Below are 13,280 nucleotides of genomic sequence, written 5' to 3'. Positions count from 1 at the left end.
GCGCTCTTCGAGCACGTCGACCTCCCCCGCAAGGGGGAGAGGTAACCGAGCCAGCCGCTCTACTTCGGTTTCTTCAACACCCCTTCAGCTCTCCGTCGCATTCAGCTTCTGTAATCGCTCCTGCATGACCTTCCTCAGATCATAGCCCGGCCGGCCGAAGCTGGCATTACGGAGGCTGAGGAAATCGCGCTGGGTCTTGCGCAGCTCGCCAGCCGAGCGCTTGCCCGCCGATTTCAGCACGCGCTCGTAGGTCTCGGCGATCTGGCGGTCGAGCACGCCCAGCTGCGGATCGGCGCAGATCACCTTCTCGACCTCACGCCTGGCCGTCGCGCATTCGAAGGACGGACCATTCCCCGACGCCGCATTCAGCGCCCGCGGCGGCTCAGCGCCGAATTTCGCGATCTCCGCGATCGTGCTGCGGCGGCCGTTGGCAGCATTCTCGTTACCGGGATCGAGCTTGAGCGCCGTCTCGTAATCGGCCAGCGCCCTCTTGCGCTCGCCCATCTTCTTGTAGAGCACGGCGCGGTTGTTGTAGGTCTGCGCGAAATTCGGATCGAGCTTCAGCGCAGCGTCGTAGTCGCTGAGCGCCGCTCCGAACTCACCCTTGAACTGGTAGGAATCGCCGCGGTTGGTGAAGAAGTTCGGCCGGGGCGCCAGGCGCAGCGCCTGATCGTAATCGGCGATCGCCTTGTCGTACTCTTTCATGGCGGCATAGGTGAGCCCGCGATTGTCAAAATATTCGGGCACCTTCGGATCGAGCCTGATCGCCTCGCCGTCGTCGGCCACCGCCTTGTCGAGCTGGCCGAGCTTCTTGTATGCCGCGCCGCGGTTGGTGTAGGTGCGCGGACGGTTGGGATCGAGCCGCAGCGCCTCACTGAGATCCTTGATCGCCTTCTCGTTGTCGCCGCCGAGATAGTAGTTCACGCCGCGGTCGGACCATGCCTGTGCATCATCCGGCTTCAGCTTGATCGCCTGGTCGTAATCGGCAAGCGCACGGTCAAGCCTGCGCTGGGTGGTGTACACGACACCGCGCAGCTCGTAAGCCTCCGCATCCCGCGGATCGAGCTCGATCGCCTTGCTCAGATCCGCCGCCGCGCGGTTGAGATCGCCGCCGGCTTCGCGCAAGAGATCGCCGCGCAGGCGCCAGGCCTTTGCATTCTTGCCGTCGATTGCGATGGCGCGGTCGATGTCTCGCAGGGCTTGCGTGAGGCCGCCCGAAGTCCGCGCATTGGCGTCGGCACGAACCAGCAGCGCCGCGGCGCGGTCGGACGCAGGGCTTGCGCTCTGGTCGATGATAACGGTGCAAGCGGGGATCAGCTCCGCGGGAGCAGCCTTGCTGCCCATCACGCAATCGGTGCCCGCCGAGGCGGGGGCTGCAAGGACGAGGCTCATCGCCGCTCCGAGAAGAAATGCGCGAAGCGAGATTTTGGCAAGCGAAAGCGCTTGCGCGGAAGGATGTGTGCCGCACATGGCAGAGTGCTCCGTGACGTCGGGTTCTCACCATTGTCGCGGCAGGGAAGACATGGGTTCAATTTGGGAACAGTTAGGGGCGTGCAGGCGCATCACTCACTCGCCCCGCACGCGGGGAGAGGCGAAGAATCGTCAATACCCGTCCACGCCATTCAGGCGCTGCAGCCGCTCCTGCATCGCCTTCTTCAGATCATACCCCACCCGGCCGTACCCGGCATTCCTGCGGGCGATAAACTCCTCCTGCTCGCGCTGGAACGCCTTGGCCTCGCCTGCATTGCGCGCCTCCCGGATCACCCGGGCATTGGAGGCAAAGATCTCGCGGTCGAGATCGGCGAGCTCGCGGTTGCCGCAGATCGCCTTCTCCACCGCCCGGGCCGCACGCCTGCAATTGAAGCTGGGCTTGCCGGCGACCGCCATCTGCGCGCCGATCCGCTCGAGCTCGCGCGCCATTGCTTTGTGATTGGCCTTGGCCTTCTCGTGGTTCGGGTCGATCTTGAGCGCCGCGCCGAAATCCTGCACCGCCTTGGGCTTGTCGCCCTTCTTCAGCCAGAGCTCGCCGCGCGCATTCCAGATGTCGGCGAGCCCTGGGTCGAGCAAAAGGGCGCGGCTGTCGTCGGCGATGGCGCGGTCGACCTGGTCGTGCCGCGCATAGAGCGCCGCGCGCGCGATCAGCGCCTTGATCAGATCCCCCTTCGCCGTCTTCTCGTTGTCGATCACGGCGGCACAGGCCGTGGCAGCCATGTCTACATCGTCCGCCGCGGTCGCCGCGAGGCATTCGGCGACATCGACCTGTATCACCGCAGCCGGCTCGCCGCCGGTCGCAGCCCGGGCGGCATTCAGCGACAGCGCGCAAAACAATACGGCACCTGACGATTGAGTGAGTTTTCGAAAACGCATGCTCGTTGCTGTCGGACGTCTGCTTTCGGTCTTGCCTCGAGCCTTGCCTTACGTCTTGCCTCGGGGCCGTACTATCCATCATACGGCCGGATTGGTGCTAGCTTGTGGCGCCGCTCAAACCGGCTTCGGGGATCATCGTGTCGACATTCGAATGGATCATCGCGCTTCTGCTCGGCGCCGTTGCCTTATCGGCGCTGGCGCGGCGGATCAAGGTCCCCTACCCGACCTTTCTGGCCATCGGCGGCGCGCTGATCGCCTTCGTGCCGTCCAGTCCGTCCTGGGCGCTGGAGCCGGACCTGGCATTGGCGCTTTTTGTCGCACCGGTGCTGCTCGATGCCGCCTTCGACACCTCGCTGCGCGATCTGCGCAACAATTGGGTTCCGGTCTCGACCCTGGTCGTCGCCGCGGTCGGCCTGACCACGGCCGGCGTCGCCTTCGTCGCGCACCGGCTGATGCCCGATATGCCGTGGGCCGCCGCGGTCGCGCTCGGTGCCATCGTAGCCCCGCCCGACGCGGCCGCTGCGGTCGCGATCCTGAGCCAGGTCAAGCTGCCCCACCGCATGGTGAAAGTCCTGGAGGGCGAAAGCCTGCTCAACGACGCGAGCGCGCTTCTGATCTATCGCATCGCGGTCGGTGCCGTCGCCACCGAGCATCTGACATGGAGCCAGGTCGCGCCGACCATGGCGCTGGCCCTGGTCGGCAGCGTCGTCGCCGGCCTGCTCGCGGGCTACATCATTCCGCTGCTCCTGGAACGGGTCAAGGAAGCACCCAGCGCGATCATCGTGCAGTTCGCCACCACCTTCATGGTCTGGATCGCCGCGGAGCATCTCGGCCTCTCCGGCATCCTCACCATCGTCGTCTACGCCATCACCATGGCGCGCACGGCGGGGGCGCGCATGCCGGCACGGCTGCGGGTGCCGTCTTATGCGGTGTGGGAAACGATGGTGTTCGTGCTCAACGTGCTCGCCTTCATGCTGATCGGCATGCAGATGCGGCCGATCTGGACGCGGCTGGATGCGGACGTGCGCTGGGAATATTGCGTGGCCGCTGGCTGGATCCTGCTGACGGTGATCCTGGTGCGCCTCGCCTGGGTGACGTTCTATCGCACGACCTTGCGGGTGCTGGTCGCGCAGGGGATCTATCATCCGAATGATCCCAGGGCCGTCGCCTCGACCAAGGGCGGCCTCATCATCTCCTGGTGCGGCATGCGCGGCCTCGTCACGCTCGCCACAGCTTTTGCGCTGCCGGAAACCTTTCCCTATCGCGACTTCATCGTCTTCATCGCCTTTGCAGTGGTGCTGGGATCGCTGGTGATCCAGGGCCTGACGCTGCGGCCGCTGATCCTGGCGTTCGGCCTTAGGGACGACGATCCCGTCGGCACCGAGGTCGCGCGCGCGCGCGCCGTCGCCTATCGCGCCGCGCTCGATGCGATCGAGAGCGATCCGTCGGAGGAGGCGGAGATCCTGCGGCTCGAATATCGCGCCATCCTGATGCAGGCCGGGAGCGATCCCCATGGTGGCATCACCAGTGGCGAACTGCCCGCCGATCCCCTGCGCCGCCGCGCCATCGCGGCCGCGCGCAAATCGATCTTCGAGCTCCGCGCCACCGAGGTGATCGGCGACGATGCCTTCCACCGGCTCGAAGAGGAGCTCGATCGCGCAGAATTGAGCGCGGGGGGATGAGGCTCGCCGCAGCTACAAACTCCGCGGTCGTCCCGGACAAGCGAAGCGCAGATCCGGGACGACAGCGGGGTTTGAACCAAACCTCACCTCCCCAGACTCATTCCTGATGACGACCCTGACCGACGACCGTCGTGTGCGCGCGCGAGATGCGTCGCCTGCGCGATATTTTTATCTGCATATGGCCCTGGCCTGCGCGGCCACTGCATTTCTCGGCTTCGCACCGACCTATTGGGTTCCGCTCGCCAACCGGACGCTGTCCGCGAGCCCAGTGATTCACTTTCACGGACTGCTGTTCTTCACCTGGTCTGTCTATTTCGTGCTTCAGACCTGGCTCGCGGCCTCCGGGCGCGTGGTCAATCACCGTTCGCTCGGCATCGCCGGCGTGTCGCTCGCCACCGCGATGACGATCTTCGGCTTCCTCGCCTCCGTGCATGTGATGCAGCATTTCGCCGCGCTCGGACAGAAAGAGGCCGGCATCGGCTTCTCGATCGTGCCGATGAGCGGAATTGCGTTCTTCGCAATCGTGTTCGTGCTCGCAATCATGAACACGCGCAGACCCGAGATTCACAAGCGCCTGATGCTGCTCGCCGCGGTCTCGATCCTCGATGCCGCGATCGCGCGCTGGTTCCTGACCTTCCTGGCGCCTCCGGGACCGCCCGGCCCGCCGCCGGTGCCGGTGACGATCGCGCCGGCCGTCGTCGCATCGCTCCTGCTCGTCGTCGCCATGGTGCGCGACTGGCGCACCGAAGGCCGCGTGCATCCGGTCTACATCTATGGCACGCTCGCGCTGCTGGCGGTGAAGGTCCTGAACTGGCCGATCAGCGAGACCGCGGCGTGGCATTCGTTCGCCGGCGGAATTCTGGCGCTGGCGCAGTAGGCTCTTTAGCCGCAACATCCATGTAACCCTGTCACCCTGAGGTGGCCGCTTCTTCAGCGGCCCTCGAAGGGCGACGGCCCGGCTGCAGCGGGGCCGCTCATCCTTCGAGGCTCCCGGCGCGATGCTTTTGCATCGCGCCACTCGCACCTCAGGATGACGGGGCTAGCCGGAATAAAATCACGCCCCCGCCTTGCACGTGATGCCGCCGTCGACCACGAGCTCGATCCCCGTTACATATTTCGACTCGTCCGACGCCAGAAACAACGCGGCATTCGCAACATCGAAGGCATCGCCCATGTGGCCCATCGGCACCTGCGCATCGCGCGCGCGCCACATCGCTTCGACATCGCCCTTGGCGTAGCTGGCGGCAAGGCCGGCAGAGTGTTCGACCATCGGCGTCTTCATCAGGCCGGGCAGGATCGCGTTGACGCGGACATGGTGGCGCGCGAACTCGATCGCGGTGGTGCGCGTCATCTGGTTCATCGCCGCCTTCGAGGTGCCATAGGTGACGTAGGAGATGCCCATGTGGCGGATCGAGGCGATCGAGGAGATGTTGATGATCGAGCCGCCGCCCTGCTTCACCATCACTGGAATGACGTGCTTCATGGCGAAATAGGCGCTTTTGAGATTGACGCTGAAGACACGGTCCCAGCTCTCCTCGGTGACCTCGACCACGCTGCCCATCTCGGCGATGCCGACATTGTTGTCGAGCACGTCGATGCGGCCATAAGCCTTCAGGCACGCCGCCACCATCGCCTCGATCTCGGCAGACCGGGACACGTCGGCCGTGAACGCGATCGCCTTGCCGCCTTCACCTGCGATGATCTTCGCGGTCTCCTCCGCGGCAGCACCGTTGCGGTCGACGCAGAACACCTGCGCGCCCTCGCGCGCGAAGGTCACCGCGGTGGCCTTGCCGTTGCCCCAGCCCGGACCGATCGAGCCGGCCCCCACCACCATCGCAACCTTGCCCTTGAGCCGATCCATCGTGTGTCTCCTTTATTGTTGTTCTTCTTGTAGCGGACTCTCGCAAATCTTCATCTTGGTCACGTTAGCACCAATGGGATGCCCGACAATCTCCGACAGCGTCCGGCACTTGCCATCATGGCACAGCCGCCACTCGCCGGCCGCGCCCGAATTGCCGAGCACGACCTCCTGCATCGGCGCCCGCTTGGGCTGCCACTGAAACCAGCCGTCGACCAGCCGCGCCTCGGGCGGGGGCTCCATGCCGGGGCCGGTGCCCTTGACGCGGGCCTGCACCAGTTCGAGACCGGCGGGGGTGACGCGCCAATCCTCCTGCCAGTCGACTTTCGCGATCGAATGCGTCCAGACCAGCGTGAACGCGGACAGCGCCAGCGTCTTCACGCCGAAGGCCGTTGCGAAGCAGAGGCTCACACCGCCTCGACCGGCGCGGGTGGGCGCTGCCGCCATTGCCACAGCACGATCGCCGCCGTCAGCAGAAAGCCCGCGGTGTCGCTGAACGGGAAATCGCCGAGCAGGCAGAACGCGGCGCCGAGCGCGACGAGGCGCTCGATCAGCGTCAGCCGGGTGAACAGGAAACCGATCGCCACAATGCCGAACAGGCCGATCGCTGCCAATGCCTTGACGGTCGCCAGCGCCACCGCGCCGTAGAAGCCGAGCTTGGCCGCCATGGGGTCGCCGGCTTGCAGCATCAATGCCGGCGAATAGACGAAGATGAAGGGAATGACATAGCCGGCGAGCGCGATGCGCATCGCCTCCCAGCCGATCTTGTCCGGGTTCTCCTTGGCGATCGGCGCCGCCGCGAGCGCGGCGAGCGCCACCGGTGGCGAGAGGTCGGCCATGATGCCGTAGTAGAACGCGAACATGTGGCTCGCGATCAAGGGCACCCCTAATTTGGCCAGCGCCGGCGCGGCGAGCGCGGCGGTGATGATGTAGGTCGGGATGGTCGGGATGCCGGTGCCGAGCAGGATCGACAGCAGCATAGTCATGATCAGCGCCAGGAACAGGCTCTTCTCGCCGAGCCCGATCACCCAGCCGCCGAAGATGGTGCCGACGCCGGTCTGCGACATCATGCCGATGATGACGCCGACGATGGCGCAGGCCATGCCGACGGTGATGGCGGATTTGGCGCTCTCGGCCAGCGCGTCGCGGCAGGCACGCAGCGCCGCAAAGCCGCCGCGCACGAAGGCGGTGATCACGATCAACCCCACGACAACGCAGGCGACCGGTACGATCTTGAGGCCGTCACGCGAGAGCGCGGCGACGACGAGCGCAAGGCCGATCCAGAAGATGGTGCGGATCACATTCGAGGAGGCGCCCGTGGTGATGGCGGTGCCGAGGATCAGCGCCACCGTCAGCGCGAGGCCCATGCTGCCGGCATAGAGCGGCGTAAAGCCCTCGAACAGCATGTAGACGAGGGCCGCGAGCGGCAGCACGAGGTACCAGCGCGTCACCAGCGCCCTCCAGGCGCTCGGGATTTCCGAGCGCTTCATGCCGACGAGGCCGTGCTTGCCGGCTTCCAGATGCACCATCCAGAACGCGGACGCGAAATAGAGGATGGCGGGAATGGCCGCCGCCTTGACGATCTCCGAATATTGCACGCCGAGCGTCTCGGCCATGATGAAGGCGACCGCGCCCATCACCGGCGGCATGATCTGCCCGCCCATCGAGGCCGTGGCCTCGACGCCGGCGGCGAACGCGCGGCGATAGCCGAACCGGATCATCAAGGGAATCGTGAACTGGCCGACGGTCACGACATTGGCGACGCCCGAGCCGGAGATCGTGCCCATCATGCCCGAGGCGAACACCGCGACTTTCGCAGGTCCCCCGCGGGTGCGGCCGAACAGGCCGAGCGAAACGTCGGTGAACAGCTGGATCATGCCGGCGCGCTCCAGGAACGAGCCGAACAGGATGAACAGGAAGATGTAGGTCGCCGACACGTAGATCGGCACCCCGTAGAAGCCCTCGGTGCCGAACGACAGATGCGTGATGATCTGGTCGAAATCGTAGCCGCGATGATTGAGCGGCGACGGCAGGTACTGGCCGAAGAACCAGTAGACGAGGCACGCGCCGCACATCAGCGGCAGCGCCGCGCCCATCAGGCGCCGCGTGCCCTCGAAGATCAGCACCGCCAGCACCGTGCCGACCACGAGATCAAGCCGAGTCGGGTCGCCGTCGCGCGCGATCAAATCGGCATAGAAGATCCACTGGTAGAGCCCGCACAGGAAGCCGGCGCCGCCGATCACCCAGCCGAGCGCGCGGCCGGCATTGCTCTTCGCGGTGAAGTTGGCGATCAGACCGAAGGTGAGCAGGACGAGGAAGCCGACATGGACGCCGCGCACCACCTGGCTCGGCAGATAGTTGAAGGCGGCGACATAGAGCTGGAAGGTGGCGAAGGCGATGCCGATCCAGTAGGCGAGCTGTCCCCACCCGCGAGGGCCGAAACCTTCCGGGAAACCGTGCTCGAAATTGTCGAACTCGACCTTGATGGGCTCTTGCGCGCCCTCTGCCTGCAACATCGATAAGTCCCCGCGCCCTAAAATCGTCATGCCCGGGCTTGACCCGGGCATCCATCAAAAGATGACTCTCGGAGGATGGATGGCCGGGTCAAGCCCGGCCATGACACCTGTATTACTTGATCAGCCCTTTTTCCTTGTAATAGCGGATCGCGCCGGGGTGCAGCGGAACCGGGCTGCCCGTGGCGGCGGTCTCGAGCTTGATCTCCTTGCCGGCCGCGTGCGCGTTCTGCAATTCCGGCAGCGATTCGTAGATCAGCTTGGTCATCTGATAAGCGAGATCGTCCGACACCGCGGAGCTCGTGACGAGATAGTTGATCACGGCCGCCGTCGGCACGTCCTTGTCCTGGCCGGTATAGGTGTTGGCCGGAATGATCGCGGAGACGAAGGGCGGGCCGATCTTGTCGACGGTCTCCTTCGGCACCGACACCACCGTGATCGGGCTCGAGGTCGAAAGGTCCTTCAGCGAGGCGACGCCGAGGCCAGCCGATTGCAGCGTCGCTGCAAGCTGGCGGTTCTTCATGAGGTCGACGGATTCGGCGAACGGCAGATATTCGACCTTGCCGAGATCCTTGTAGCTCATGCCGGCGGCGGCCAGGATCGCACGCGAATTCAGCTCGGTGCCGGACTTCGGCGCACCGACAGAGAGGCTCTTGCCCTTGAGGTCGGCCAGCGTCTTGATGCCGGATTCAGTGGTCGCGACGATCTGGATGTAGTTCGGATAGATCGCGCCGATGGTCCTGAGCTTGTCGAGCTTGGTCTTGAAGCCCGCCTCCTCCTCGCCGTCCCAGGCGGCTTTGAGCGAATCGCCCAGCGTGAACGCCAGCTCGCCGCGGCCCTGCTGCAGCAGGATCAAATTCTCGACCGACGCCTTGGTGGCCTGCACCTGCGTCTTCACGTTCGGAATCTTGTCGCCATAGATCTTCCCGATCGCGACCCCGAGTGGATAATAGACGCCGGAGGTGCCGCCGGTCAGCACGTTGATGAAGGATTGCGCCTGCGCGCAAGGTGCCGACGCCGCCAGAGCAAGAGCCGCGGCCGCGCCGAAAATGGTCCGTTTCATGGTTGTTGTTCTCCCCAAACCGGCGGCGAAATTGGCCGGATGAGGGATGCGGGTCAACCCATCCAAAAGACAAAACAGGACTGCGGTAAACGGCCGATCCGGCTGGATTTTTGGGAACCTGTGGGGTGCGGCGAGGTGGCGCAGCCGTAGTCCGGAGCGGCGCCATCGCCATCGACGTTTCACTGGAACGTCATGTCCAGGCACTTGGAGATGTCGGAACCGAGGCCGGAGGAGATGATGATGCAGCCGCGCACCTTCTGCGCGCCGACATCGGCGGCCCACACCGAATAGCCGCCGGGGCCGAAGAACGAATTGGTGTTCGGCGGCTCGGTCTCGGTCGCGTCGAAATCATACTTGCCGTCGGTCTCGAAGATGCGCGGCTTCTTGGTGCAGCCGCCATCGGTCTGGACGTTGATGACTTCCTTGTTGTCGCGGGTCAGCGCCAGCGAGACCTGGCAGCGGAAATATTCCGAGGTCTTGGTGTTGAACAGATAGGTGTAGGACTTGCAGGTCGCCGTGTTCAGCTTGCCCGGGGCAAGGCCGCGGCTGCACGAAATCCGCTGGTTGTGGCTGAGCTGGTAATCATCGGCCCGAGCGGCCGGCGCCAGCACCGTCAACGACAATGCAGCAGCCCAGCAAAGTTTAATCACATGGCGCATCCGAATCATCCCCACCCATAATTTTGTCGAGTTGCGTTCTAGACGGAAAGCGGAACATAGTCGCGAGGGGACGAAGGGAAAATCACAAACTGCTGGGCAAGACGTGATGCGCTGCGGCGCTTTCGCAAATTGACCCTGATATGCCGTTCGTGATTTGTTCAAGCCGGGTACCCCAGCGACGGGGGAGGATGGATGATGGCATTTTCAACCAAGACATTTGCACTTGTATCGGCTGCACTCGTAACGGTGCTCGGCGCGTTCGCCGCGCCCGCTTTCGCGCAAGCCCCGGCAACGCCGTGGGAGCTCAAGCCCGACACCGGCTACGCCTATGACAGGGAGGGCAAGACCTTTTCCTACAAGATGGGCACCAGCAACGCCGGCGAGCTCCTGAAAGGCGCCAAGAAGGTGCCGAAGGGCACGCTGTTCTTCATCGGCCACAACGGCCAGCTCTACATGCGCAGCGGCCCCTACCTGGAAGGCGACGGCAAGTTCAAGTTCGGCCCGGATCAGTAGAAGCGGCGACGGGCGACAGAGCCGCCACACACTCGGTGTCATCACCCGCGAAAGCGGGTGATCCAGTATTCCAGAGGCCGTTATGATTGAATCGAGAGGCCGCAGTGTACTGGATGCCCCGGTCAAGCCGGGGCATTGACAGCGGAGGATGTAGCAGGGCTAAGAGCTAAAACGCCCCCGCCAATTCCCGCGCGCCGGGTTTGCTGCTGTTCGAATCCATCCGATCGTCCGTCACCGCCAGCAGCTTGGCCACCGTGTTATGGCGAATCGCGACCGGGTTGCGCTCGTAGCCGCCGCGCTGGAAGAAGTTCGAGGTCGGCACCTGCTCGCGCATCGCCTGCGGCATCGTCACCATGTCGAGCCCGGTGCCGTCGCCGGTGAGGTTCATCATCTCGAGCTCGGCTGCGGTCAGCGGACGGCTGTAGCCCTTGGCGCGGGCGAACAGCACCGAGGTCAGGAGCTTGTGGGTCTGCAGCATCGGACCGACATCGATGTCGAGCACCATCGCATGCATGGCCCATCCCTGCGCGGTGTTGCCGATCTTCTCGTGCTCCGACCAGGTGTCGGGCACCGACTTCGCATGCGCCACCATTTTCTTCAGCACGACGAGCTTGTGCTCGAGCGACTGGCGCGCCGGTCCTGATGTCCGCGCCACCTTCTCGGAGAGCGCGCGAATGAGTTCATGCCCCTGCTCGGCCAGCAGCTCGACGCTGTTGGTGGTCAGCAGCTGGTTGTAGCCCATCGCGGTCGAGATCGCGCGCTTGCCGCCGTGCTCGATTCCCGCCTGCACGTCGTGGCTGCCGGTGCCGCCGGTCTCGAATGAATAGACCCGCACGGCCTGCTCGCGCGTCAGCCCGGAGGCGAGCGCATAGCGCGCATAGGCGCGCTTGAACTCGATCTCGCTCGCCGGGCGCTGCGGCGTGAATTGATAGAGCTCCTGCGCCGCGCGCAGGAAATCGGCGACCACCGGGATCGGCTTCTTGGGAGGACGGTCCGGCGTTTCCTCCGGGTCGGGATTCACCGGCTTCTTCGGCCCGTTATAGAGCGGTGGATGCTCCAGCACGTAGTCATCCAGCGTCACCTGCTGCCCGCTGCGCCGCTTGGCGTTGCGGCCTTTCCGCTTCTCCGAGATCTGGCTCCAATAGGCGCCGGCCTCGGCGTCGAAGGCCGCGCGCGCCGCCTGATATTCCGCAAGCTTGCGGCGATATTCGAGCACGGCCGGCGAGGCTCCCCCGCCTTGCGCAAAAAACTGCGACAGCAGCTGGGCGTTGGCATCGCGAACGGCGAGCGGCAGCGCGTCGGCATCGCTACCACGCGCGGCGGGCGCGAGCAGGACGAGCGCAAGTGGAACCAGCGCGAGGCTTTTTCGAGAGAGACTGTTTCGAATCGAATGATGCATGCTGCCCTCTTAGCAGGCATCCGGTAACCGTCACGTTAACGCGCCGTTTACCATCACTTCCAGGCGAACACCGGCTGTTCCAGGTCAGTGACGCGGGTGTGCCGCCCCGCCAGCACCTCGCGGAACTGGTAGATCAGCGCCGCTGTCGGCGCGTGGATCAGGCTCATCGCGTGATGGAAGCGGATGACGCGGCGGGTGCTTTCGCGAATCGCGGTGAAATCGAAGGCTTCGTCGCGCTCGATCGTGTCGAGCGCGATGCGATGGACGGAGGCGACCTCGTCCGGATTCGGCTTGATCGCGGCACTATCGGCCGCCCACACCACCACCGGCGTGATCAGATACCCGGAACGGGTCGGATAATCGTCGAGCAGACCGAGCACCGCGTCGGCCGAAAGTTTTAGCGCGAGCTCCTCGTCGAGCTCTCGCAGCGCCGCTTCGACCGGCGTCTCGCCGGCATCGCAGCGTCCGCCCGGCAGCGCCCATTGGCCGCGATGCGATCGCAAGCTCGATGCACGCTTGGTGAGCAGGAAGGCCGTGTCGTCGCCGTCACTGGATTCGGTCAGCGCCAGCACCACCGCGGCACGCTTCAGCGCCGACGGCGCGGCCTCGTCAGGCAGCCGCGCGAAGGACGCGCACGCTTCCGCGATATTCCGTCTGGTGGCATCGCCGAAAGGTCTCATGATGCTTGACTACACCAGGACCGCATCTGATGAAACGAGGAGAGAGACGCGTTGCAGGGATGAACGGAGCGATGACGAGCAAGGCCGCCGCAAGGCTCAAATCAGACGGCTGGACCATCCTGGAGACCACGGGCTTCATGCACCTGATCGGTCCCCTGTGGGAGCGCAAGGTCGACGGTCATTACGAATTCGCGCTCGCGACCGAGGACAAGCACCATAATCGTCGCGGCATGGTCCAGGGCGGCGTGATGATGACCTTTGCCGACCGCACCTGCGGCATGACCGCCCGCTACGTCTCCGGCAAGGAGTTCATGGCGACGGTGCAGCTCGACACCCATTTCGTCGAGGCCGGCCAGATCGGCGACATCCTGATCTCCCGTCCGCGCGTGGTGCGCTCGACCCGCAGCCTGATCTTCATGAGCACGGAGGTGACCGTGGATGGCCGCTGCATCGTGATGGCCAACGGCGTGTTCAAGATTCTGAAGGGGACGGGGTAGCTGTTCGGTCAGGTTGCCACTGCCGCAACCACACGCTCCGCTGTCGTCG

The 13,280-nt window shown here is 64.8% G+C and carries 13 protein-coding genes; 4 read left to right on the top strand and 9 right to left on the bottom strand.

Annotation, left to right across the window (positions count from 1 at the left end):
• Positions 1–84: 84 nt before the first annotated feature.
• Together RAD04_RS20520 and RAD04_RS20515 are read right to left on the bottom strand one after the other, a co-directional pair.
• Positions 85–1,470, bottom strand: a complete 1,386-nt coding sequence (locus tag RAD04_RS20520) for a tetratricopeptide repeat protein (protein ID WP_461625206.1) — start codon at positions 1,468–1,470, stop codon at positions 85–87.
• 132 nt (positions 1,471–1,602) lie between these two features.
• Positions 1,603–2,367 carry a tetratricopeptide repeat protein gene (locus RAD04_RS20515; protein ID WP_461625205.1) on the bottom strand — a complete coding sequence of 255 codons (765 nt, stop codon included), beginning with the start codon at positions 2,365–2,367 and terminating at the stop codon, positions 1,603–1,605.
• 104 nt (positions 2,368–2,471) lie between these two features.
• Here RAD04_RS20515 and RAD04_RS20510 point away from each other — a divergent pair, with 104 nt between their 5' ends.
• Both RAD04_RS20510 and RAD04_RS20505 read left to right on the top strand, forming a co-directional pair.
• A complete protein-coding gene (locus tag RAD04_RS20510) occupies positions 2,472–4,049 on the top strand; it encodes a cation:proton antiporter (protein WP_461625204.1) in 1,578 nt (525 codons plus the stop codon).
• Positions 4,050–4,155: 106 nt separating this feature from the next.
• Positions 4,156–4,926, top strand: a complete 771-nt coding sequence (locus RAD04_RS20505; RefSeq protein WP_461625203.1) for a hypothetical protein — start codon at positions 4,156–4,158, stop codon at positions 4,924–4,926.
• 177 nt (positions 4,927–5,103) lie between these two features.
• On the opposite strand, the gene RAD04_RS20500 is transcribed toward RAD04_RS20505, so the two are convergent.
• From RAD04_RS20500 to RAD04_RS20480, 5 genes are all read right to left on the bottom strand, one after another.
• The gene (locus RAD04_RS20500) at positions 5,104–5,910 is read right to left on the bottom strand and encodes an SDR family NAD(P)-dependent oxidoreductase (protein WP_461625202.1); all 807 of its coding nucleotides are present in this window, start codon (positions 5,908–5,910) and stop codon (positions 5,104–5,106) included.
• A 12-nt stretch (positions 5,911–5,922) separates the two neighbouring features.
• Positions 5,923–6,354: a DUF1850 domain-containing protein gene (locus tag RAD04_RS20495; RefSeq protein WP_461625201.1), complete on the bottom strand. Its 432-nt coding sequence runs from the start codon at positions 6,352–6,354 to the stop codon at positions 5,923–5,925.
• Entirely contained in the window at positions 6,315–8,423 is a 2,109-nt protein-coding gene (locus RAD04_RS20490) for a TRAP transporter permease (RefSeq protein WP_461625200.1), read from the bottom strand. The genes RAD04_RS20495 and RAD04_RS20490 overlap by 40 nt, the downstream gene beginning before the upstream one ends.
• 112 nt (positions 8,424–8,535) lie before the next feature.
• On the bottom strand, positions 8,536–9,483 hold the full coding sequence (locus RAD04_RS20485) for a TAXI family TRAP transporter solute-binding subunit (RefSeq protein WP_104466073.1): 948 nt from the start codon (positions 9,481–9,483) through the stop codon (positions 8,536–8,538).
• A gap of 179 nt (positions 9,484–9,662) precedes the next feature.
• Positions 9,663–10,142: a hypothetical protein gene (locus RAD04_RS20480; RefSeq protein ID WP_461625199.1), complete on the bottom strand. Its 480-nt coding sequence runs from the start codon at positions 10,140–10,142 to the stop codon at positions 9,663–9,665.
• Positions 10,143–10,337: 195 nt separating this feature from the next.
• Here RAD04_RS20480 and RAD04_RS20475 point away from each other — a divergent pair, with 195 nt between their 5' ends.
• Positions 10,338–10,655 (top strand): hypothetical protein, encoded by a 318-nt coding sequence (locus tag RAD04_RS20475; protein WP_091956024.1) that lies wholly within the window; start codon positions 10,338–10,340, stop codon positions 10,653–10,655.
• 166 nt (positions 10,656–10,821) lie between these two features.
• On the opposite strand, the gene RAD04_RS20470 is transcribed toward RAD04_RS20475, so the two are convergent.
• Together RAD04_RS20470 and RAD04_RS20465 are read right to left on the bottom strand one after the other, a co-directional pair.
• Entirely contained in the window at positions 10,822–12,054 is a 1,233-nt protein-coding gene (locus tag RAD04_RS20470) for a hypothetical protein (RefSeq protein ID WP_461625198.1), read from the bottom strand.
• Positions 12,055–12,107: 53 nt separating this feature from the next.
• On the bottom strand, positions 12,108–12,734 hold the full coding sequence (locus tag RAD04_RS20465; protein WP_461625197.1) for an NUDIX hydrolase: 627 nt from the start codon (positions 12,732–12,734) through the stop codon (positions 12,108–12,110).
• A 71-nt stretch (positions 12,735–12,805) separates the two neighbouring features.
• Here RAD04_RS20465 and RAD04_RS20460 point away from each other — a divergent pair, with 71 nt between their 5' ends.
• Positions 12,806–13,231 carry a PaaI family thioesterase gene (locus tag RAD04_RS20460; RefSeq protein WP_461625196.1) on the top strand — a complete coding sequence of 142 codons (426 nt, stop codon included), beginning with the start codon at positions 12,806–12,808 and terminating at the stop codon, positions 13,229–13,231.
• Positions 13,232–13,280: the final 49 nt, after the last annotated feature.

The organism is Bradyrhizobium sp. 25ACV (assembly GCF_054863005.1).
Note: the sequence above shows the minus strand (reverse complement) of the source record. Positions and strands in the feature narration are given on the sequence as shown.

Excerpts from the sequence above, each read along its gene's own strand:
- RAD04_RS20490 (WP_461625200.1), bottom strand. The coding sequence starts at position 8,423 with ATGTTGCAGGCAGAGGGCGCGCAAGAGCCCATCAAGGTCGAGTTCGAC.
- RAD04_RS20460 (WP_461625196.1), top strand. The coding sequence starts at position 12,806 with ATGACGAGCAAGGCCGCCGCAAGGCTCAAATCAGACGGCTGGACCATC.
- RAD04_RS20475 (WP_091956024.1), top strand. The coding sequence starts at position 10,338 with ATGGCATTTTCAACCAAGACATTTGCACTTGTATCGGCTGCACTCGTA.
- RAD04_RS20505 (WP_461625203.1), top strand. The coding sequence starts at position 4,156 with ATGACGACCCTGACCGACGACCGTCGTGTGCGCGCGCGAGATGCGTCG.
- RAD04_RS20520 (WP_461625206.1), bottom strand. The coding sequence starts at position 1,470 with ATGTGCGGCACACATCCTTCCGCGCAAGCGCTTTCGCTTGCCAAAATC.
- RAD04_RS20465 (WP_461625197.1), bottom strand. The coding sequence starts at position 12,734 with ATGAGACCTTTCGGCGATGCCACCAGACGGAATATCGCGGAAGCGTGC.
- RAD04_RS20480 (WP_461625199.1), bottom strand. The coding sequence starts at position 10,142 with ATGCGCCATGTGATTAAACTTTGCTGGGCTGCTGCATTGTCGTTGACG.
- RAD04_RS20495 (WP_461625201.1), bottom strand. The coding sequence starts at position 6,354 with ATGGCGGCAGCGCCCACCCGCGCCGGTCGAGGCGGTGTGAGCCTCTGC.
- RAD04_RS20470 (WP_461625198.1), bottom strand. The coding sequence starts at position 12,054 with ATGCATCATTCGATTCGAAACAGTCTCTCTCGAAAAAGCCTCGCGCTG.
- RAD04_RS20500 (WP_461625202.1), bottom strand. The coding sequence starts at position 5,910 with ATGGATCGGCTCAAGGGCAAGGTTGCGATGGTGGTGGGGGCCGGCTCG.
- RAD04_RS20515 (WP_461625205.1), bottom strand. The coding sequence starts at position 2,367 with ATGCGTTTTCGAAAACTCACTCAATCGTCAGGTGCCGTATTGTTTTGC.
- RAD04_RS20485 (WP_104466073.1), bottom strand. The coding sequence starts at position 9,483 with ATGAAACGGACCATTTTCGGCGCGGCCGCGGCTCTTGCTCTGGCGGCG.